Consider the following 19,826-nt stretch of genomic DNA (forward strand, 5'->3'; position numbering starts at 1 on the left):
CGCAATGCCACCTTCTCCCGCAAGGGGAGAAGGAATTTGCGGAGCGGCCACGTCTGGCCGTTCGCCAAAAATACAATCTGGGAGGCAGTCCATGAAGATATTGAAGGTCATCGATAGGATTCCCGGCGGGCTGATGCTGGTGCCGCTGGTGCTCGGCGCTTTGTGCAAGACCTTTGCGCCGGGAGCCGGCAGCTATCTGGGGTCGTTCAGCAACGGGCTGATCACCGGCACCGTGCCGATCCTCGCCGTCTGGTTCTTCTGCATGGGCGCCACCATTGACCTGAGGGCGACCGGCGTGGTGCTGCGCAAATCGGGCACGCTCCTGGTCACCAAGATCATCGTGGCCTGGGTCGCCACCATGATCGCGGCGCGCTTCATTCCCGATGGCGGCATCACCTCCGGCCTGTTCGCGGGCCTGTCGGTGCTGGCGATCACCGCCTCGATGGACATGACCAATGGCGGCCTCTACGCCGCGGTGATGCAGCAATACGGCACCAGGGAGGAGGCCGGCGCCTTCGTGCTGATGTCGGTCGAATCGGGACCATTGGTCAGTATGCTGATCCTCGGTGCCTCCGGCGTGGCCGTGTTCGAGCCGCGCCTGTTCGTCGGCGCGGTGCTGCCCTTCCTGATCGGCTTTGCCCTGGGCAATCTCGACCGCGACCTGCGCGAATTGTTCGGGCGCTGCGTCCATCCGCTGATCCCGTTCTTCGGCTTCGCCCTCGGTAACGGCATCGATCTCAAGGTCATCGCGCAGAGCGGCCTTGCCGGCGTGCTGCTCGGCCTCGGGGTGATCGTGGTCACCGGCATTCCCCTGATGCTGGCCGACAGGTTCATCGGCGGCGGCAACGGCACGGCCGGGCTGGCGGCTTCCAGCACGGCGGGGGCGGCGATCGCCAACCCGACGCTGATCGGCGAGATGATCCCGAGTTTCAAGCCCGTGGTGCCGGCAGCCACCGCCCTGGTGGCCACGGCCTGCCTGGTGACGGCGATCCTGGTGCCAATCCTGACGGCGCTGTGGGCCAAGCGGATGGGCAGGTTCCCGGCCCCGCAGGCGGAAGCCGTGCACCGGCCTGGCGTGGAGCCGATCTGAGGCGGCCGTTGCTTCGCCTCAGCCGAACAGCGTTTCGATGGCCCGGCGCAGGGCCGCCGGATCCTCCTCCGGCACCAGGGTCAAGCCGGGACGCGCGGCGAGGCCGCAGGCCGGAGTCGCGATGACCGGCAGGCCTGCGGCAAGGGCGGCGAGGAGCAGGCGCGGCTGGTGCTCGACCACGGCCGGCAGCACCACGCCGGCAAGGGTGGCGGGCATCTCGCCCGGCGCCAACAGGCGGACGGGCATATTGCCCCAGAAGCCGAGGCTCTCGCGCGCACGCCCCTTGACGGCAAGCTCGATGGGCAGACCGTAAAGCGCCTCGCGCAGGGCATAGGCGCCCTTGCGGCCGAGGGCCGAGGCCGGAAAAAGCAGGGTGCGGCCGCCTTTCGCGGCCGGGAGTGGCCGGGCGGGGGACCAGTCGAGCAGATGGGTTCTGCCGGGGGCGAGGGCGGCGATCTCCGCATGCGGCGTCAGCAGCCGGTCGGCGGCGGCCAGGGCGGCGCTTTCGGCTGCCACGATCGCTTCCGGCGCCCGGAAGTCGGCCAAGGTGGGGCTTTCCGGGTGGTGTGCAGCAGCGGCATCGAGCCTTGCCTGCAGGACCGCGAGCGGCAGGCGCTCCATCAGCACCTCGAAGCTGCGGCCCTGCAGGGCACCCGACAGCCACAGATGCGGCAGCAGGTTCTGCGAGACCACGAGATGCGTGTGCCGGTGCGACAGTCTGGCGGCATAGGCGGCGGCGAGCCGGGCATCGCCCTGCAGGGCCTTCGCCTGCAGGCTGCCGCCCGTGGCGCCCCGTAGCGCCAGCGAGCGGCGTAGGGTAGCGATGGTGGCCGTGGTCTCGCTGCCGGCAATACCGGCCGGCCAGCCATAGCGCGCGGCGCCGAGATGGCGGGAGGGCAGGAACAGGGCATCCTCGCTGCCGGCCCTCTGCTTCAGCAGGGCGGCGAATTCCGGCCAGCAGGCATCGACGAGCCAGGCCGTCGGCACGCCGGCGCGCAAGGGCCGTTCGGGATCGTTGCGATGGCAATCTTCCTGGCCGCATTGGGTGCAGTCATGCACCACCGGCTCGGCGGATGGCTTTTCCACCGGCAGCTCGGCGGCCTTGGCGCGGCCATGGCCGCGCAGCACGATCTCCAGCCTGTCCCGGCTCATCGAGGCTTCGATGCGGAAGGCGTGGGGGCTGCGGATGCGGAAATCGACATAGTTCCAGAACACGGTGGCGTCACGGCCGAGCTGGGCACGCGAACCGGGTACCACGCGGCTATGGGCGTGGCGTTCGACGATCTCCAGCCCGGCCGCGAGGGCGGCCTCGTAGAGGGCGTTGGAAAGCTGGCAGAGGCCGCCGCCGACGCTGGTGATCAGGCAGCCTTCGCGCAGCTCGCGGCCGGGGACGTAACCGCGCGCCCGGCTGGCCCGGCCGACCTGCTTCCAGAAACTAAGTATGGCGCCGGCCGGCACCTCGACGCCGTCGAGCCCCTTCAGGGCCATGCGCAAATTCTGGACCTTGCCGGCGGTGAGCTCGCGGTCCCTGGCCCCAGCGAGATGGGTCCACAGGGGCGAGCCGGCCCGGCCGAGCACGGGCGCGGCGGCCAGCCGGGCTGAGCGGCCATGGCGGGCCACGGGTTCGGCTGTGAATTTCTCGCGCAGGAAGCGCAGGCCCCGCAAGGCCATCGCCTTGGCCTCGAAGGCGAGGCTGTCGGCATAATCGGGGACGCGGCGCTGCGGGAGGGCGATCATGGCGGGATCCTGGCTCGGCTGAGAACTTGCCGAGACCTTAACGGACCCCCGCCAGGCCCGCCGTGCGCGCTGGCACGCGGAGGGCAATTCTGGCTGTCGCGGGAACAGAATGAAGGATTGGGCTGGGTGATGAAGGTGACGTGAGGCCGCGACGCTCAAGCCCCCTCGCCCCGCCACTTGCGGGGAGAGGGTAAGGGTGAGGGGCTTCGCAGAGTTCAGTTTTCTACGTGTTGCGCTGCCCCTCATCCCGGCCTTCTCCCCGTCAGAACGGGGAGAAGGGGTGGTCGGCGGCGCGCCCTTCCTCATAAGCTGCTATCGCGGCCTCTATCCCCGATCAAGCCAGGCGACCTGTTCCGGTGTCAGGGTGATGTCGAAGGCCTCGAGGCTGTCATCGAGCTCGGCGAGCGTGCGCGGCCCGATCAGGGGTACGGACGGGAAGGGCTGCGACAGCACATAGGCGAGGGCGACATGGATCGGGCGCTTGCCCAGCTGGCGCGCCAGCTCGACCGCCCGGTCCCGGCGCGCGAAATTGCGCTCGGAATACCAGACCCGCACGAGCTCCTTGTCATCCTGCCTGTCGCGTCCGGCCCGGTCTGTGAAGAAGCCGCGCCCCTGGCTCGACCAGGCGAAATTGGGGACCTGCCGGGCGGCAAGCCAGGCCTTCCAGTCATCGTCCGAGGCCGAGACGCAGCCGGCCCAGATCACGTCCTGCATTTCGGCGAGGGCGAAATTGTTGGAGAGCGCTCCCGGCTTCTGCTTGCCTGTCCGTTCTGCATAGGCGACCGCCTCGTCGAAACGCTCGCGTGTCCAGTTCGAGCCACCGAACGGGCCGCGAATGCGGCCGGCCCTGACCTCGGCGTCCATGGCGTCGACGAATTCGCCCACCGGCACGTCGGGATTGTCGCGATGCATGAAATAGACATCGACATGGTCGGTCTTCAGCCGTTCGAGTGACAAAGTGAGCTGCTGGCCGATGAATTCGGGGCGGCAGAGCGGGGTATGCGCGCCCTTGCCGATCACCACGCTCTCCTTGCGCACGCCTCGTGAGGCCTGCCAGTCGCCGAACAGCTTTTCGGTGATGCCGGCGCCATAGACGAAGGCGGTGTCGAACAGGTTGCCGCCCTTCTCGAAAAAGGCGTCGAGCAGGATGGCGGCGCTGGAGAAGGTCCTGAAATCCTCGAAGCCGAGCGCCACGGCGGAGGCGGCCGGTTCGAGGCCGGGGATGCGGCGCCGGGGAATCGGCCCGCTGCCCTGCCTGAGCGCTCCACCTTTCAGGGTCTCCTTCCGCCGCTCGGGCTTCTCGATGCCGTATTCGAGCCCGATCGCCTGGCGCCATTTGTCGAGCACGCGCAGATTGCCCAGGCTGTCTGCCCAGTCCATGCCCGGCCAGGCGAATTCCTGGCGGCCTTCGCGAATGGCCCTGCCCGCGGCGTCGGCCTCGAAGGCATAGAGATGCCGCGTCTCCTCGACTGTCACCGTCTCGCTCGTGCCATCGGGCCCGATGATGCGGATCTCGCCGGTGCCGCCCTGCACGCCGCCGGCAAACCAGAAGTCCTGCACCTCGATGCGGCCTTTGGTGCCGAGGATGCGCAGCACATTGTCCTGCTTCAATGAGATCGAGCAGGAGACTTCCGCGAGGATGCCACCGGGGAAGTGCAGCAGGGCCGAGGCCCATTCGTCGACGCCGGATTGGCCGAGATGGCCGGCGCCGGAGACGCTGTCGGGTTCCGCGAGATCCTTGCCCGAGGCGGCACCGGCGATCAGCCGCGCCATCGAGACGGGATAGCCACCGACGTCGAGGATGCCGCCGCCCGCCAGATCGTTGGCATAGAGCCGGTGCTCGGGCTTGAACGCCGGCATGGCGAAGCCGAAGCTGGAGCGGATCAACCTGATCTCGCCGATCGTGCCTGACCGGATCAGTTCCACCAGCTTCAGGGTCTGCGGGTGCTGTCGATACATGAAGGCCTCGCCCAGGAAGGTTCCGGCCTTGCGGGCGGCATGCATCATGGCGTCGGCCTCGAAGGCCGTCAGTCCCATGGGCTTTTCCACCAGCGCATGCTTGCCGGCCTCGGCTGCCTTGATTGCCCATTGCGCGTGGCCGGGATGAGGTACGGCGATATAGACGGCATCGATCGTGGGATCGGCCAGCAAGGCCTCATAGCCCCGATGGATGCGGGCGCCGGAGAAGGCTTCGGCAAGGCCCGGCTGGTCGGGATCGCGGGTGCCGATCGCCGCGAGGACGCCGCTCTCGGAATCGGCCAGGCCGGCAGTGAAGGCCTTGGCGATGGCGCCGGGCCCGATGATGCCCCAGCGGATCTTGTCTTTCTCGGTCATGTCGGTCTTTCCAAACACTTTCAGGACATGGGGATGCTGCGCTTCAGCGCAGGCGCCGGCCGTCCTTGTCGAACAGCAGAGCGCGGTGGCGGGGGATGGCGACGGTGAGCTGGCGCTCCTCGGCCCATTGGCGGGAATCGTCGCGCTGGATGATCAGCGGCTCGGCGGAGGCGGTGCCGGCATAGACATAGGAGGTGGCGCCCAGATGCTCGGCCATGTCGACCTCGATGGCGAGATCGGCGTCGCCGCTGCCTCCAGGCCCGAAATGTTCGGGGCGGATGCCGATGCTGACTTCGGCGCCTGTTGCCGGCGCCGGGCCGGAGAGCGGCACTGCAAGGCGCGCGCCTTTCTGGTTGACCAGTTCGACCGTCACGCCGCCGGCTTCGGCCGCGACGGTGCGGCCCGCCAGGAAGTTCATCTTGGGGCTGCCCATGAAGCCGGCGACGAAACGGTTGGCAGGATCCTCGTAGAGCTCGAGCGGACGTCCGACCTGCTCGACATTGCCGCCGCGCAGCACCACGATCTTGTCGGCCAGGGTCATCGCCTCGGTCTGGTCGTGGGTGACGTAGATCATGGTGACGCCGAGTTCGCGGTGGAGTCTCGCGATCTCCACTCGCATCTGCACCCGCAATTCGGCGTCGAGGTTCGACAGGGGCTCGTCGAACAGGAAGACCTGGGGATCGCGCACGATCGCCCGGCCGATCGCCACGCGCTGACGCTGGCCGCCCGAGAGCTGCTTGGGCCGGCGCTGCATGAGATCGGTGATGCGCAGGATCTCGGCCGCCCGTGTCACCCGCCGGTCGGTGTCGGCCTTGGGATTGCCGTTCATCCTCAGGCCGAAGGAGAGATTTCGCTCCACCGTCATATGCGGATAGAGGGCGTAGGACTGGAACACCATGGCGATGCCGCGATCGGCCGGCTCGACCTCGTTGACCACCTGGCCGCCAATGCTGATCTCGCCGCCGGAAATGTCCTCGAGCCCGGCGATCATGCGCAGCAATGTGGACTTGCCGCAGCCCGAAGGGCCGACGAAGACCACGAATTCGCCATCGGCGATGTCGAGGTCGACGCCGTGGATGATCTCGAAACTGCCATAGCGTTTGGTGACGGAACGGAGCGCAAGGCCTGCCATATCGGTCGCTCTTCTTTTGTTTATTTCACGGCGCCGGCCGCGATGCCGGCGATGAAATGGCGCTGCAGGAGGAGGAAGACGGCCAGCATCGGCGCGGTCAGCAGCACGGCTCCGGCCATGATGCCGCCCCAGCTGACATTGGAGATGCCGATCAGGCTGCCCAGCGCCACGGGCGCGGTGAACATCGCCTTGTCGCCGGCGATCAGGAGCGGCCACAGATAGTTGTTCCAGCTCGTCAGGAAGAGGATGATGCAGAGCGCTGCCAGGGTCGGGCGCGCCAGCGGCAGGGCCACGAACAGGAAGATGCGCCACTCCCTGACGCCTTCCACCCGCGCGGCGTCGAACAGCTCCACCGGCATCATGGTGAAGGCCTGGCGCATGAACAGCACGCCGAGCGAATTGAACAGGGGCGGCACGATCAGGCCGAACCAGCTATTGGCCATGCCGAGGTCGCGCGCGACCAGGATGAATTGCGGGATGATCACCACGAAGAAGGGCAGGGAGATGGTGCCGAGGATGATGGCGAGCACCGCGCCGCGGCCGAAGAAGCGGTAGCGCGCGAGGGCCCAGCCGGCCATGGCGGTCAGCCCGGCCGAGAGCACGGTATAGGCGAGCCCGACCACGATCGAGACGGTCATGGCATGCAGGAAGTTGGTCGTGCGCTGCAGATTGGCGAGATTGTCGAGGAAATTCGCGCCGAACCAGAACGACAGGCCTGGCGCGTAGATGCCGTAGTCGGGCATAGTGGCGAACACGCCCATCATCCAGAGCGGAAACAGCCAGACGAGCGCCATCGGTGCGATCAAGGCGTGCAGGATGACGGCGTTGAGCCTTTGGCGGTTGGAGCGGGTCATCGCGGTTCCCTCGACAGGCGCAGCTGGACCAGCGAGACGATCACCGCCAGGGCCGCGATGGTGTAGGCGATGGCGGAGGCATAGCCGACATTGCCGGAGAGGAAGGCCTGGCGGTAGAGCAGCAGGCCGAGGGTCTCGGTCGCCCCGCCCGGCCCGCCGTGATTGGTGATCAGGAAGGGCTCGGTGAAGAGCTGCATGGTGCCGGAGATCGACAGGATCACGCAGAAGGTGATCACCGGCTTCAGGAGCGGCAAGGTGATGTGGAAGAACTGGCGCAGCTTGGAGACGCGGTCGAGCGTGGCCGCCTCGTAGACGTCGCCCGGTATCGACTGCAGGCCGGCGAGGATGATGATGGCGTTGTAGCCGGTCCAGCGCCAGGTCAGCGCTATCATCACCAGGGCCAGCGCGGCCGTCGGATTGGAGAGCCAGTCGATGGCGGGCAGGCCGATGGCGGCGGCGAGCTTGTTCACCACGCCGAAATCCTGGGCGAAGATCAGCCGGAACACCGCCGAATAGGCGACCTCGCCCACCACGACGGGGGCGAAGAAGGCGAAGCGGAACAGGCCCTTGGCCTTGAGCAAAGGCGAGTTGAGGAAGACGGCGATCACGGTGGCGAGGCCGATCATCACCGGCACCTGGATGACCAGGATGATCAGCGTGTTCTTCAGGGCGTTGAAGAAGGCGGGATCGGAGATCAGGCGCCCCCAATTGGCTGCCGGCCTGAACTGCCAGGGCGACACCCGGGTCTGATGCAGCGAGATCACGAAGGAGGAGATGATCGGCCAGATCCAGAAGGCGAGGAAGATCGCCAGATAGGGCGCGAGGAAGCCATAGGCCGCGCGATTGTGCCGCTGCATCGGAGGGACTCCGCTGGGGAAGAGGACGTTTGACCGGAGGCTAAACAGAATGTGGCACGACCAGCCTTCTCCCCTTGCGGGTGTCGTCAACCCTCTTGAGTTGACTAGAGGTGGCATTGCGGAGCAATGACGGATGAGGGGTGTTGGTGATCAACCAACAAGGGATGCGTTTCTCCCCTCATCCGCCCCTTCGGGGCACCTTCTCCCGCAAGGGGAGAAGGTAGGTCGCGCCCTTCCCCGCTACTGCGCCACCGGCAGGCCCGAGGCTGACGAGATCTGGTTGGCGGCATCATCCAGCGCCGCCTTGGCGTCGGGGTAGCCGCCGCCCAGGAACTTGGTCTGCACGGTCTTCAGCGCGGCCTCGGCATCGTTGAGGAAGGCGGTGCCGTGGGTGGACTTGATCTTGGGCAGGGTGGCAAGAATGTCGGTCCAGATCGCCTGGTTGCCCCAATAGGGCTGGCCCTGCTTCACATAGGGGTCCTCCAGCGCCGAATTCAGCGAGGGCACCAGGCCATAGGCCTTGAGCATGGTGACCTGGCCCTCATCGGTGGAGAGGGCGTATTTGACGAAGGCGAAGGCCGCTTCCTTGTTCTTCGAGCCGGTGGGGATCGCCAGCGACGAGCCGCCGATATTGGCGGCGCGCGGGCCGTCCGCCGTGAGGCTCGGCATGCGGTAGACTCCCCATTTGCCGGCAAGCTCGGGGGCGTTGGTGCGGATCGTGCCTTCGTACCAGCCGCCGAACATGATGGTGGCGACCTTGCCGGCCTTCAGGGCCTGGATCTTGTCGGACCAGCCGGCCGAGATGATGGTGCCCGCGTCCTTGAGCTGCTTGAGCTTGTCGTAGACGGCGATGCAGGCGGGCGCATTGACCGTGACGGCGCTGGCGTCCGCGGCGAAGTAGTTGCAACCCTGCTCGTTGCCGACCATGCGGAACCATTCGGTAGTGCCGTCGCCGTCGAGATCGGTGGCGCTCATGGTCACGCCGGAATTGGCTGACGCCACCTTTTTGCCGGCAGCGATGAAATCGTCCCAGGTCTTGATGCTCGCCGGATCGACGCCGGCCTTCTCGTAGAAGTCACGCCGGTAATACATCACCACCGGGCCCGAATCCCAGGGCATGGCATAGGCGGCCTCGCCCTTTTCGAGTTCCGCCCGCTTGAAATCGGCGAACTTGCCGGCGACCTCCGCCGTGTAACCGAGCGGCTTGAGATCGGCGAAGCAGTCGGGGAACTGGTTCCAATAACTCTCCGCCTTGTAGTTCTCGATCGAGACGACGTCGGGCAGGCCCGCTCCGCCGGCGGCGCAGCCGGCCTGGGTCTTGGAGAAGACCTGGGCGTTGCCGAGATCCTCCACCGTGACCTTCACATTGGGGAATTGCTTGTTGAAGCCTTCGATATTGGCTTTCAGCGAGGCGGCGGCAATGTCCCAGCTCCAGACTCGGATTTCCCCCGATTGGGCCAAGGCCGTCGACGCATGAAGGCCCGCGGCCAAGCAGAGTGCAGTGGATGCGATCCACCGCACTCTGCAAAGCGTTAAATATCCGCGGAATTGCCCGATTTTACGAACTGGTTCGCAAAGTCGGGCAATTCCGCTAGGTGCCAGCGCGGCGCAGCCGATCGTCTTGCGCATTCCATTCCTCCCCTTTTCATTTGCTCTTGTGTGGCGGGAAGCTACTTTAGGCAGGCAGCGCGGTCTGTCTGCGATAAAGGGAAGATGGACTTGCCTGAAAGTAAGATGCAGGAACGCTCCTATTATCAGCCGACGGCCAACAGCGTCGAAAACCTGCCGACGGTGCTGCAGACCTTCCACAATACGCCGCGCGTCATGCTCTCGCCCCACTGGCACGCCCAGGTCGAGGTGAACTTCATCGTCCAGGGCTGGGTGCATTATCGCATGGCCGGCTACGAGCTCAGGCTGGCGGCGGGCGACATGGTGCTGTTCTGGGGCGGCCTGCCGCACCAGATGGACGATGCCTCCGACGAGGCCATCTATGCCGGCGCGCATCTGCCGCTGGTGCATTTCTTCCGGCTGCGGCTGCCCGAAGAGGTGCCGGCCCGGCTGATGGCCGGCGCGACCCTGCTCATCCGCGAGACCGACTCGTCGGATGGCGCCAATTTCGCACGCTGGAACGGCTACACCCGCTCGGGCGACATGGTGCGTGCGCAGCACGCCGTGAGCGAATTGCTGCTGCGGCTGGAACGGGTGCGGTTCGAGCCCTATGCCCTGTTGCCCAGCCTCGATGCCCATGCCGGCCAGGCCAGCGCCGCCGATCCGCAGGCCCTGCGCCATGTGCGCAACCTGTGCGACTTCATCGCCGACAATTTCCTCGACGACATCGACAGCGCCGACATCGCGGCGGCCGCCGACCTCCATCCCAAATATGCCATGAGCCTGTTCAAGAAATGCACGGGCATGACGCTGAACGACTATGTCAGCCTGCTGCGCCTGTCCTATGCGCAGGCGCGCCTGATCAGCGGCGACGGCAATATCCTGCGGGTGGCGATGGAGTCGGGCTTCGGTTCCCTCTCGGGCTTCAACAAGAGCTTCCGCAAGATCGCCGGCATGTCGCCCTCCGATTTCCGGCGCAGCGGACAGGGCGAGCGCCCCATACTTGCTCCGGTCGAACCGGGAACGGCGCCTCAGGCCTGACGTTTCCCATCAAAATTCGTCAATTCACTTGAAATATTTGCCCTCTGTGGCGAAAAAATCACCTTTTCGTCACGATTGATATGCTACAGATCCCTCATCTGAGCGCCGCTTTATTGCCCCGCCGGTTATAGATTTTCACATTTCCGAGTTTTCCATGCCCCGTCCCGTTGCCGGCGCGGCGCTGGAGCCTGCCGTGCGGCGGGAGCCCCAGCCGTCCTTCGCCGAGTTTGTTCTCGTGATTGCCCTGATGATGGGGCTCAGTTCCCTCTCCATCGACAATCTCCTGCCAGCCTTCTCCGCCGTGCGGTCGGAATTCGGCATTGCCGATGCCAACCGCATGCAGCTGATCATCACCGCCTATATGGCGGGCTTTGCCATCATGCAGCTGGCCTGGGGGCCGATCTCCGATTCGATCGGCCGCCGCAAGGTGCTGATGATCGGCCTGGGCATCTATACGGCCGGCACGCTCCTGGCGATCTTCGCCCCCAGCTATGAGGTGTTGCTGGCCGCCCGCGCCATTCAGGGCCTCGGCGCCGGCTCGGCGCGCGTGCTCTCCATTGCCATCGTGCGCGACCGCTACGAGGGCCGCGAAATGGCGCGGGTGATGTCGCTCACCTTGATGATCTTCATCATCGTGCCGGTGATCGCGCCGGCCACGGGCAGCGCCTTCCTGATGCTGGGCGACTGGCGCACCATCTTCATGAGCATGCTGGGTCTGGTGCTGGTGGTGGTGTTCTGGTTCGGCCTGCGCATGCCCGAGACGCTGCATCCCGAATATCGCCGGCCGCTGTCGCTGCCCGCCGTCGCCAGCGGCATGCGCCGGGTGGTGACCACACGCGCCTCCTTCGCCAACATGCTGGCGATGGGCCTGGCCATGGGCTGCCTGATGACCTATCTCGGCTCGTCCCAGCAGATCTTCGAGACCGACATCTACAAGCTCGGCCCGCTCTTCCCGCTGGCCTTCGCACTGATCGCCATCTGCATGGGCCTGGCTTCCTTCGCCAATTCCCGCCTGGTGAGGCGGCTCGGCATGCACCGGCTGTCGCGCTTCGGCATGGTCGGCTTCTGGCTGATGGCGATGCTGCTGCTCGGCCTCGCCGTGCTGTTCCAGGGCCGGCCGCCGCTGATCTATTTCGGCATCGTCATGGGTGTGGCGCATTTCCTGCTTAGCCTCACCATGCCGAATTTCAACGCGCTGGCGATGGAACCGGTGGGCGATATCGCCGGCACCGCTTCCTCCTTCATCGGCTGCGTCACCACGCTGATGGGCGCGGTGATCGGCGCGGTGATCGGCGAAGCCTATGACGGCACCATCTTCCCGCTCGCCTGCGGCTATCTCGGCCTCTCCAGCCTGTGCATGCTGGTGCTGGTGTGGTCGAGCGAACGCGAGGCGGCGGTTCCCGATCCGGCAGCGACCCCGGCGCTGGTGGCGGGGGAGTGAGCAGAGCGGGAGGTCCTAACCTCCTGCTCATCTTTTCCAGCCACACTGGCGGAATGAACGCTTCGCCGCCCATCCTCGTCGCCGCCGCCGACCTTGCTGCCGCCAAGGTGCAATGGCTGGCCTATCTTGCCGTCGAGCGGCGCATGAGCCCCAAGACGGTGGAGGCCTATGACCGCGACGTCACCACCTTCCTGCGCTTCCTGACCGGCCATTTCGGCGAGCCGCCGGGGCTCGACGACATCGCTTCCCTCGCTCCGCGCGACGTCAGGGCCTTCCTGGCCGCGCGCCGGGCCGATGGGCTGAAGCCGCGCTCGTTGATGCGGGCCCTGGCGGCGACGCGGGCCTTTGCCCGCTTCCTCGAGCGCCAGGGCCATGGCGCCAGCGCGGCGCTGTCGGCGGTGCGTGGTCCCAAGCTGCCGCAAAGCCTGCCCAAGCCACTGTCGCCCGAGGCCGCCCGCAAGGTGGCTTCCGCCGATACGCGCCTGGGCGAGGCGCGCGAGCCCTGGATCCTGGCCCGCGATGCCGCCGTGCTGGCGCTGTGCTATGGCGCAGGCCTGCGTATTTCCGAAGCTCTCGGCCTGACGCGCAAGGATGCGCCGGTCAGCGGGCGCGACAGCCTCACCGTCATCGGCAAGGGCAACAAGATGCGCTCGGTGCCGGTGATCGCGCCGGTGGTGCAGGCTGTGGAGGATTATCTGAAAATACTGCCCTATCCGGGCGGTCCGGACGATCCGCTCTTCGTCGGCGCGCGGGGTGGCCCCCTGTCGCCCCGCATCATCCAATATGCCATGCAGCATCTTCGGGGGGCTTTGGGCCTGCCGGACAGCGCCACGCCGCATGCGCTACGCCATTCCTTCGCCACCCATCTGCTCGGGCGCGGCGGCGACCTGCGGTCCATCCAGGAACTGCTTGGCCATGCCAGCCTGTCGACCACGCAGATCTACACCAAGGTCGACGCCACCGAGTTGATGCGGGTCTACCAGTCGGCCCATCCTCGAGCAAAACGCGTTCAAGTGTGAACGCTTATTTGCTGTCGCTCTTTGTTTGGACACGTCTTTGCGATTCCTGGCGATTACGCCCGATCGCAAAACACCATGGAGCGCGAAGTTGAGCTGCTCCAGGTGCACGGGCAGGATGTCCGTGCACCCGGGAATAGTCTGCTTACAGCGCTGCTTCGACCATGATCTCGACGTCGAGGCCGGGGCCGGCGAGCTTGGCTTCCACCGTGGCGCGGGCCGGGGCCTGGCCGGCGACCACCCAGGCGTCCCAGGCCTCGTTCATCTCGGCCCAGGTGCCGATATCGGTGAGCCAGATATTGGCCTTGATCACCTTGGTCTTGTCGGTACCGGCCTGCTTCAACGTCTCGTCGATCTGGGCCAGGATGTCGGCGGTCTGCTCCTTGACCGACTTGCCGACCGTGGTCTCGGCGACATAGCCGGACAGGTGGATCTTGTCGCCATGGATGACGGCATCGCTCATGCGGTTGCCGGCGCCGATACGCTTCAGGGTCATGTCAGTCTCCAGTTTGGTTGAACGGGTTACTCCGCGCGCGGAGGGCGCGACAGCAATTGCTTGATGGCCTGGTCGATGCTGGCCTTGCCGGCCACCAGGTCGGAGACGGCGGCGGCAATCGGCATGTCGACATGCCTCTTCCTTGCCATATCGGCCAGGATCGGGGCGGTCCAGACGCCCTCGGCCAGGCCGACATCGGCGATCGCCGTTTCCAGGCCGATGCCCTTGCCGAGTTCCTCGCCGAAGCGCCGGTTGCGCGAGCGCGAGGATGTGCCGGTGAGGATGAGGTCGCCGAGGCCGGACAGGCCCGCCAGCGTCTCCGGGCGGGCGCCGAAGGCGAGGCCGAAACGGGTGAGCTCGGCGAAACTGCGTGCAAGGAGAGCGGCCACCGTACTTTCGCCGAAGCCGCGCCCGGCGGCGATGCCAGCCGCGATGGCGAGCACGTTCTTGGCCGCTCCGCCGATCTCGACCCCGCGCAGATCGTCCGTGTGGTAGAGCCGGAAGGTCGGGGAACCGATCAGCCGGGCAAGGCGCTCGCCGAGCGAACCGTCGGCGCAGGCCAGCGTCAGGGCAGTCGGATAGGCCTTGGCGATGTCGGCGGCAAAGCCCGGCCCGGAGAGTACGGCGGGAACGCAGGCCGGCAGGATCTCGGTGGCGATCTGCGAGACGAATTCGCCGCTCGTGCGCTCGATACCCTTGGCAGCCAGGATGAGCGGGGTATTGGCGGCAACCATGCCAGCCAGCCGCCCGCAGACGTCACGCAGGGCCTGGGTCGGAACTGCCAGGATCAGGGCATCGGCGCGCGCTGCTTCTGCGAGATCGGCGGTGGGATGGATGGCTTCGGGCAAGGCAAGGCCGTCGAGCCTTGGCAGCCGGCGCGTCCCCGCCAGTTCGGCCATGGTCGCGGCATCGCGCCCCCACAGGCTGACATCACGGCCGGCGCGTGCGGCGGCGCAAGCCAAGGCGGCGCCGAAAGCGCCGGCGCCGATCACGCCGATGCTCTTCAATCCCGACGCACTCAAGCTTTGGCTCCCTTGCCGACGCCGGCCTTGCCGAGGCCCTGCTTGCCCGCTCCCGGTGCGTTGGGGTCGAGCGGCCAGCGTGCCCGCGGGCTGACGTCGAGGCCGTCGGTGATGCCGGCGGAGAGGCGCTCCGCCCCCGCCCAGGCGATCATGGCGCCATTGTCGGTGCACAGGGCAGCCGGCGGCATGACGATGCGCAGGCCCGTCTCCGCGCCGAGGCGCTGCAGGCCGCGACGGATGGCGAGATTGGCGGCAACACCACCCGCGATCACCAGGGCGCTGGGGGATTGTCCCGCGGTGTCGCGGAACCGCCTCAGGCCGACGCGGGTGCGGTCGACCACCATGTCCACCACCGCCGCCTGGAAGGAGGCGCAGAGGTCCCTGATATCCTTGGCGGCGAGCGGCGCCAGCTTCTCGGCTTCGAGCCGGACCGCCGTCTTCAGACCCGACAGCGAGAAATTCGGATCCGGCCGGCCCTGCAGCGGGCGCGGAAAGGCGAAGCGGGCGGCATCGCCGCTCATCGCCTGCGCCTCGACGGCGGGGCCGCCGGGATAGCCCAGGCCCAGCATCTTGGCGGTCTTGTCGAAGGCCTCGCCGATGGCGTCGTCAATGGTGGTGCCGAGCCGGACATAGTCGCCGAGGCCGCGCACGGCCAGGAGCTGGGTGTGCCCGCCGGAGGCGAGCAGCAGGAGATAGGGGAAGGTAACCTGGTCGGTGAGGCGCGGCGTCAGCGCATGCGCCTCCAGATGGTTGACCGCGACCAGCGGCTTGCCGAGCGAGAGGGCGAGCGCCTTGGCGGTGGTGAGGCCGACGATCACGCCGCCGATCAGGCCCGGCCCCGCTGCGGCGGCGATGCCGTCGAGCTTGTCGAAGCGGACATTGGCCTCTTCAAGGGCCTGTTCGATGATGTGGTCGAGCACCTCGACATGGGCGCGCGCGGCGATCTCCGGCACCACGCCGCCATAGGCGGCATGCTCGGCGATCTGCGACAGCACGACATTGGACAGAATCTCGCCCTCGCCGTCCTGATTGCGTGCGACGATGGCGGCGGAAGTTTCGTCGCAAGTGGTTTCGATGCCGAGAACGAGCATGGGGCGGGCGGGTACCTAAGTGCTTTGCGATGTGATGGATCACCAGGAATCGCAAAGACGCGTTGCAAAGGGAAGCCACAGCAAAGATACGCTTACGCCGAAACGTGCCCTTGCTTTTGGAGCTGATGGTCCACCCTATAGCACGATCCGCCCGCCGGGATAGGGGCGAGGCCATGCCCGCCCAGCACGGGAGGCTCCCGTTTCAGCCGTGCCAATGCGAGCAGCGGATCACCGAGCAGAAATTGCCGCGCTCGAAATGCGGCTCCTTGTCGGCGATCACGTCCGCTTTGACATTGCCGAAGGTGGTCTGGGGCTTGTGCCGGATACCCTCGTAGAAGGCCTGGATGATGTCCTCCTTGAAATGCGGCGTGCGCGGATGGGCACCGACCACGGCCTCGCGTTCGGCATCGCCATATTGATGATAGGTCAAGCCGAGCACGTCCATCTCGACGCCCGCCGTCACCAGGGCGACCACGGGATGCATGTGCTCGGGAATGCCGGGCGTGGTGTGCAGCGCGATCGCCGCCCAGACGAGGTCGATGTCGGCAGGCGTGATGCCGCGGCTCGCCAGGAAGTCGCGGGCGGCATTGGCGCCGTCGACCTCGAAGCGCTCGGTTGCGCTGCCATGGGACGGCATCAGGCCGATGTCGTGGAACATGGCGCCGGCATAGAGGAGCTCGGGATCGAAATTGAGCCCGCGGCGCCTGCCGGCCAGCGCGCCGAAATAGAACACCCGGCTGGAATGGTGGAACAGGAGCGGGGTTTCGGTATCGCGGATGAAGGCGGTGATGTCGCGGCACAGGCGGCTGTCCGGGATTTCGATGCCTGAAATGGCGGTCATTTCGATGTCTCCAGTGGATTTCACTGGCGCAGAGCCTAGGCTCACCCTAGGTATGTCTTCAATTGATGTATTACGCCGATTTATGCCAAAACCGGTTGCAAGCGGACGCCGATGTCAGGAATGCTCATGTCTGGGAACGAGACCAGGACCATTGCGATACTGGCCCTGCAGGGCGTGCAGCTGCTCGACGTATCCGGGCCGATGGATGTGTTCGCCGAGGCCAATACGCAGGCCGGCCGGGAGGTCTATCGCCTCCTTGTCGCGTCCCGAAGCGAGGAGGCGATCCGCAGTTCCTCGGGCGCCCGCCTGCTGCCCGACATCGTGATCGGGGCGGATGGCGGCGAGCCCGTCGATACGCTTCTCGTCGCCGGCAGCCCCAACGCAGCGGTGACCGAACCCGATGCGGCCGTGCTCGCCTGGCTGAAGCGGGTGGCTGCCACGACGCGGCGCTATGGGTCGGTCTGCGCCGGAGCCTTCGTCTTGGCCGCTGCCGGGTTGCTGGCGGGCCGGCGGGTCGCTACCCATTGGGCCGTGGCGGATCGTCTGGCCCGGGCCTATCCCGACATTGCCGTGGACCCCGACGCCATCCACATCCGCGACGGGCGCCTGCGTACCGCGGCCGGCGTGACGGCCGGGCTCGACCTTGCCCTGGCGCTGGTTGAGGAGGATCTGGGACGGGACATCGCCATGCGCGTCGCCGCGCAACTGGTGATGTTCTTCAAGCGGCCCGGCGGCCAGATGCAGTTCAGCCGCCGCGAGGAAGCCCTTCCCGCCGGGCGCTCGGCCCTACAGGAGCTCCAACGCTGGGTGGTCGCCAATCCAGCCGAGCGGCACAGCGTCGCCAGCATGGCCAGGCGCCTCAATCTGAGCCCGCGTCATTTCGCCCGGCTCTTCGCCACGGAGGTCGGCGTGACGCCGGCGGGTTGGGTGGAGGCGGCTCGTATCTCCGTGGCCCGGCGCCTGCTCGAGACAGGTCAAAACCCGCCCAAACAGGTGGCGGCGGCTTGTGGGTTCGCCAATGCCGACGTGTTGCGTCGGGCCTTCATGCGGCATGTCGGTGTCACGCCTGCCGATTATCGCCGGCGCTTCACGCCGGAGGATTGACCGGCGCCATCGGCCTTGGCGGGGGAAAACGGCCGACCGGGGTTTGCCTGGCTGCCGTCGGAAACGCTAAACGTTTCACCACTGCCGGATCATTGAGTCGGCGAGAAAGGGGGAAGCATGGGCGAACAATTCGACATGTTTCGGACCGAGGCGCTGCCGGAGAGGCGCCCACCGGCCACCCGGGCCAAGCGTGCCCTTCCCGCACCGGCCCGCCAGCACGAGGCGCTCGACGAGGCTGCCCTGGTCAGCATGCTCGAAGCAACCGGCCGCTACCGCATCCTGCGCAAGCTGGAGCCGCGCCCCGTCATCCCACGGGACAGGAGCCGGTTTTCGCGCCTGGCGGTCGTCGTCGATACCGAGACCACCGGTCTCGACCATGAGAAGAACGAGATCATCGAGCTCGGCATGGTGGCGGTCACCTATGATCCGGCCGGCCAGGTTGGCGACGTCGTGGGCGTCTTCAATGCCCTACGCCAGCCCGGGGAACCGATCCCGCCCGAGATCACCAGGCTGACCGGCATCACCGATGCCATGGTGGCCGGCAAGCATATCTCGCCGGCCGAAGTCGAGGCCTTCATCGAGCCCGCGGACCTGGTCATTGCGCATAATGCGCGGTTCGATCGCCCCTTCTGCGAGCGCTTCGCGCCGGGGTTCTCGCCCAAGCCCTGGGCCTGCTCGAATGTCGAGATCGCCTGGTCCGATCGTGGCTTCGAGGGCACCAAGCTCGGCTACCTCCTGGGACAATCGGGCTATTTCCACAACGGGCATCGGGCCGTCGACGATTGCCATGCGCTGCTGGAGGTGCTTGTCCGGCCGAGCGGGCCGGGCAAGACCGCGCCTTTCGCCGAACTTTTGAAGGCCTCGGAACGCGCCCGGATCAGGATCTCGGCGACCAACAGCCCTTTCGACATGAAGGATCGGCTCAAGGCGCGTGGCTATCGCTGGAACGACGGCAGCAATGGCCAGCCCAAGAGCTGGTGGACCGAAGTCGGGGAAGAGGACGCGGAGGCGGAGCTGAAATTCCTCCGCGCCGAGATCTATCAATGGCCGGAGGCCCGGCCCCTGACGCAGCGCCTGGCCGCGACGGATCGGTTCAAGGCGTAGCCGGGTGGGCTTGCTCCTCCGGCCGCCTGTCTTCGGAGCGTTCAGGCCGCCAGATTGTGCCGGAACCAGGAAACCGCGCTGCCCACGATGGTATCGATCCCGCGGTGCTGGGGATGCCAGCCCAGCAATTCGGCGGCCTTGGTGGCGGCAGCGTAGAGACTGGCGGGATCGCCGGGCCGCCGCGGCTGGAAGCGGATGTCGAGCTTGCGGCCGGTGCAGCGCTGCACCGCCTCGAGGATCTCGATCACCGAGGTGCCGATGCCGGTGCCGAGATTGAAGGCCGAGCTTTCGCCGCCGGCCTTGAGATAGTCGATCGCCCGCACATGAGCGTCGGCGATGTCGGCGACATGCACATAGTCGCGGACGGCCGAACCGTCGGGCGTGGGATAGTCCCGGCCCAGCACGTTGAAGATGGGCCGATGGCTGAGGGCGGCCTGGATGGCGAGCGGGATGACATGGGTTTCCGGCTCATGGCGCTCGCCCAGCTCGCCGTCGAGATCGGCCCCGGCGGCGTTGAAATAGCGCATCGCCGCCCATTTCAAGCCATAGGCGGTGCCGTAGTCGGCCAGGGCATGCTCGACCGCCAGCTTGGTCGCGCCATAGGGGCTGATCGGGTTGCGCGGGGCGTTCTCCAGGATCGGCAGGCAGGTGGGAACGCCATAGGTCGCGCAGGTCGAGGACAGGATGAAGGTCTCGATCTCGTTCTGGCGCACGGCCTCAAGCAGGGTCAGCGAGCCCACGACATTGTTGGAATAGTATTTGGCGGGATCGGCGACCGATTCGCCCACCGTGGAGCTGGCCGCGAAATGCATCACCGCTTCGGGCTTGTAGTGGGTGATCACCTTGTTGAGAAAGGCGCTGTTGCGGATGTCGCCGACTTCCAGCGGGCCCCATTTGACCGCATCGGCATGGCCCAGGGAGAGATTGTCGACGACGACGGGGTCGTAACCCGCCAGGGCCAGGGCCTTGCAGGCGTGGCTGCCGATATAGCCGGCGCCACCCGTTACCAGAACACGAGTCATGTTGGTTCCCATACTTGCAGGGCTCAATCGGCCCGG

17 protein-coding genes are annotated in these 19,826 nt (G+C 66.7%); 6 read left to right on the top strand and 11 right to left on the bottom strand.

Features of this window, described 5'->3' with window-relative positions; translation table 11 throughout:
• Positions 1-91 precede the first annotated feature (91 nt).
• Positions 92-1,090: a 2-keto-3-deoxygluconate transporter gene (kdgT, locus tag ACIGJE_RS05305; RefSeq protein ID WP_415082942.1), complete on the top strand. Its 999-nt coding sequence runs from the start codon at positions 92-94 to the stop codon at positions 1,088-1,090.
• An 18-nt stretch (positions 1,091-1,108) separates the two neighbouring features.
• Here kdgT and ACIGJE_RS05310 read toward each other — a convergent pair whose 3' ends face one another.
• The 6 genes from ACIGJE_RS05310 to ACIGJE_RS05335 all read right to left on the bottom strand — a co-directional run bounded on the left by ACIGJE_RS05310 (position 1,109) and on the right by ACIGJE_RS05335 (position 9,525).
• On the bottom strand, positions 1,109-2,827 hold the full coding sequence (locus ACIGJE_RS05310) for a VanW family protein (protein WP_415082944.1): 1,719 nt from the start codon (positions 2,825-2,827) through the stop codon (positions 1,109-1,111).
• Between the two features lie 324 nt (positions 2,828-3,151).
• The gene (locus tag ACIGJE_RS05315) at positions 3,152-5,161 is read right to left on the bottom strand and encodes an aldo/keto reductase (protein WP_415082946.1); all 2,010 of its coding nucleotides are present in this window, start codon (positions 5,159-5,161) and stop codon (positions 3,152-3,154) included.
• A gap of 43 nt (positions 5,162-5,204) precedes the next feature.
• The gene (locus ACIGJE_RS05320) at positions 5,205-6,293 is read right to left on the bottom strand and encodes an ABC transporter ATP-binding protein (RefSeq protein WP_415082948.1); all 1,089 of its coding nucleotides are present in this window, start codon (positions 6,291-6,293) and stop codon (positions 5,205-5,207) included.
• A 20-nt stretch (positions 6,294-6,313) separates the two neighbouring features.
• Positions 6,314-7,147 carry a carbohydrate ABC transporter permease gene (locus tag ACIGJE_RS05325; RefSeq protein ID WP_311938979.1) on the bottom strand — a complete coding sequence of 278 codons (834 nt, stop codon included), beginning with the start codon at positions 7,145-7,147 and terminating at the stop codon, positions 6,314-6,316.
• The gene (locus ACIGJE_RS05330) at positions 7,144-8,004 is read right to left on the bottom strand and encodes a carbohydrate ABC transporter permease (RefSeq protein ID WP_311938981.1); all 861 of its coding nucleotides are present in this window, start codon (positions 8,002-8,004) and stop codon (positions 7,144-7,146) included. The genes ACIGJE_RS05325 and ACIGJE_RS05330 overlap by 4 nt, the downstream gene beginning before the upstream one ends.
• Before the next feature lie 240 nt (positions 8,005-8,244).
• On the bottom strand, positions 8,245-9,525 hold the full coding sequence (locus ACIGJE_RS05335) for an ABC transporter substrate-binding protein (RefSeq protein ID WP_483679459.1): 1,281 nt from the start codon (positions 9,523-9,525) through the stop codon (positions 8,245-8,247).
• Between the two features lie 192 nt (positions 9,526-9,717).
• On the opposite strand from ACIGJE_RS05335, the gene ACIGJE_RS05340 reads away from it, so the two are divergent.
• From ACIGJE_RS05340 to ACIGJE_RS05350, 3 genes are all read left to right on the top strand, one after another.
• Positions 9,718-10,653 (top strand): helix-turn-helix domain-containing protein, encoded by a 936-nt coding sequence (locus ACIGJE_RS05340; protein ID WP_415082953.1) that lies wholly within the window; start codon positions 9,718-9,720, stop codon positions 10,651-10,653.
• 154 nt (positions 10,654-10,807) lie between these two features.
• Entirely contained in the window at positions 10,808-12,094 is a 1,287-nt protein-coding gene (locus tag ACIGJE_RS05345) for a multidrug effflux MFS transporter (RefSeq protein ID WP_068292901.1), read from the top strand.
• A 53-nt stretch (positions 12,095-12,147) separates the two neighbouring features.
• On the top strand, positions 12,148-13,113 hold the full coding sequence (locus ACIGJE_RS05350; protein ID WP_311938986.1) for a tyrosine recombinase XerC: 966 nt from the start codon (positions 12,148-12,150) through the stop codon (positions 13,111-13,113).
• Between the two features lie 142 nt (positions 13,114-13,255).
• Here ACIGJE_RS05350 and ACIGJE_RS05355 read toward each other — a convergent pair whose 3' ends face one another.
• The 4 genes from ACIGJE_RS05355 to ACIGJE_RS05370 all read right to left on the bottom strand — a co-directional run bounded on the left by ACIGJE_RS05355 (position 13,256) and on the right by ACIGJE_RS05370 (position 16,560).
• A complete protein-coding gene (locus ACIGJE_RS05355) occupies positions 13,256-13,606 on the bottom strand; it encodes a RidA family protein (RefSeq protein WP_068292912.1) in 351 nt (116 codons plus the stop codon).
• 26 nt (positions 13,607-13,632) lie between these two features.
• On the bottom strand, positions 13,633-14,628 hold the full coding sequence (locus ACIGJE_RS05360) for an NAD(P)H-dependent glycerol-3-phosphate dehydrogenase (protein WP_311938989.1): 996 nt from the start codon (positions 14,626-14,628) through the stop codon (positions 13,633-13,635).
• A complete protein-coding gene (gene tsaD, locus ACIGJE_RS05365; protein WP_483679462.1) occupies positions 14,625-15,719 on the bottom strand; it encodes a tRNA (adenosine(37)-N6)-threonylcarbamoyltransferase complex transferase subunit TsaD in 1,095 nt (364 codons plus the stop codon). Before tsaD ends, ACIGJE_RS05360 begins: the two co-directional genes overlap by 4 nt.
• 202 nt (positions 15,720-15,921) lie before the next feature.
• Complete coding sequence (locus tag ACIGJE_RS05370; protein ID WP_483679464.1) at positions 15,922-16,560, bottom strand: HD domain-containing protein; 639 nt, start codon at positions 16,558-16,560, stop codon at positions 15,922-15,924.
• A gap of 126 nt (positions 16,561-16,686) precedes the next feature.
• On the opposite strand from ACIGJE_RS05370, the gene ACIGJE_RS05375 reads away from it, so the two are divergent.
• Together ACIGJE_RS05375 and ACIGJE_RS05380 are read left to right on the top strand one after the other, a co-directional pair.
• On the top strand, positions 16,687-17,664 hold the full coding sequence (locus ACIGJE_RS05375; RefSeq protein WP_483679466.1) for a GlxA family transcriptional regulator: 978 nt from the start codon (positions 16,687-16,689) through the stop codon (positions 17,662-17,664).
• 117 nt (positions 17,665-17,781) lie between these two features.
• Positions 17,782-18,768 carry a 3'-5' exonuclease gene (locus tag ACIGJE_RS05380; RefSeq protein ID WP_415082962.1) on the top strand — a complete coding sequence of 329 codons (987 nt, stop codon included), beginning with the start codon at positions 17,782-17,784 and terminating at the stop codon, positions 18,766-18,768.
• Positions 18,769-18,809: 41 nt separating this feature from the next.
• On the opposite strand, the gene galE is transcribed toward ACIGJE_RS05380, so the two are convergent.
• Positions 18,810-19,790, bottom strand: a complete 981-nt coding sequence (galE, locus tag ACIGJE_RS05385; protein WP_311938998.1) for a UDP-glucose 4-epimerase GalE — start codon at positions 19,788-19,790, stop codon at positions 18,810-18,812.
• Between the last annotated feature and the right edge of the window lie 36 nt (positions 19,791-19,826).

It is taken from the genome of Labrys sp. E2SS-1L, from assembly GCF_057073705.1.

What these genes read in the sequence shown, in the direction of transcription:
- ACIGJE_RS05370 (WP_483679464.1), bottom strand. Translation starts at nt 16,560, where the DNA reads ATGACCGCCATTTCAGGCATCGAAATCCCGGACAGCCGCCTGTGCCGC.
- tsaD (WP_483679462.1), bottom strand. Translation starts at nt 15,719, where the DNA reads ATGCTCGTTCTCGGCATCGAAACCACTTGCGACGAAACTTCCGCCGCC.
- ACIGJE_RS05320 (WP_415082948.1), bottom strand. Translation starts at nt 6,293, where the DNA reads ATGGCAGGCCTTGCGCTCCGTTCCGTCACCAAACGCTATGGCAGTTTC.
- ACIGJE_RS05340 (WP_415082953.1), top strand. Translation starts at nt 9,718, where the DNA reads ATGGACTTGCCTGAAAGTAAGATGCAGGAACGCTCCTATTATCAGCCG.
- ACIGJE_RS05355 (WP_068292912.1), bottom strand. Translation starts at nt 13,606, where the DNA reads ATGACCCTGAAGCGTATCGGCGCCGGCAACCGCATGAGCGATGCCGTC.
- ACIGJE_RS05375 (WP_483679466.1), top strand. Translation starts at nt 16,687, where the DNA reads ATGTCTGGGAACGAGACCAGGACCATTGCGATACTGGCCCTGCAGGGC.
- ACIGJE_RS05310 (WP_415082944.1), bottom strand. Translation starts at nt 2,827, where the DNA reads ATGATCGCCCTCCCGCAGCGCCGCGTCCCCGATTATGCCGACAGCCTC.
- ACIGJE_RS05330 (WP_311938981.1), bottom strand. Translation starts at nt 8,004, where the DNA reads ATGCAGCGGCACAATCGCGCGGCCTATGGCTTCCTCGCGCCCTATCTG.
- kdgT (WP_415082942.1), top strand. Translation starts at nt 92, where the DNA reads ATGAAGATATTGAAGGTCATCGATAGGATTCCCGGCGGGCTGATGCTG.
- ACIGJE_RS05315 (WP_415082946.1), bottom strand. Translation starts at nt 5,161, where the DNA reads ATGACCGAGAAAGACAAGATCCGCTGGGGCATCATCGGGCCCGGCGCC.
- ACIGJE_RS05325 (WP_311938979.1), bottom strand. Translation starts at nt 7,147, where the DNA reads ATGACCCGCTCCAACCGCCAAAGGCTCAACGCCGTCATCCTGCACGCC.
- galE (WP_311938998.1), bottom strand. Translation starts at nt 19,790, where the DNA reads ATGACTCGTGTTCTGGTAACGGGTGGCGCCGGCTATATCGGCAGCCAC.
- ACIGJE_RS05345 (WP_068292901.1), top strand. Translation starts at nt 10,808, where the DNA reads ATGCCCCGTCCCGTTGCCGGCGCGGCGCTGGAGCCTGCCGTGCGGCGG.
- ACIGJE_RS05380 (WP_415082962.1), top strand. Translation starts at nt 17,782, where the DNA reads ATGGGCGAACAATTCGACATGTTTCGGACCGAGGCGCTGCCGGAGAGG.
- ACIGJE_RS05350 (WP_311938986.1), top strand. Translation starts at nt 12,148, where the DNA reads ATGAACGCTTCGCCGCCCATCCTCGTCGCCGCCGCCGACCTTGCTGCC.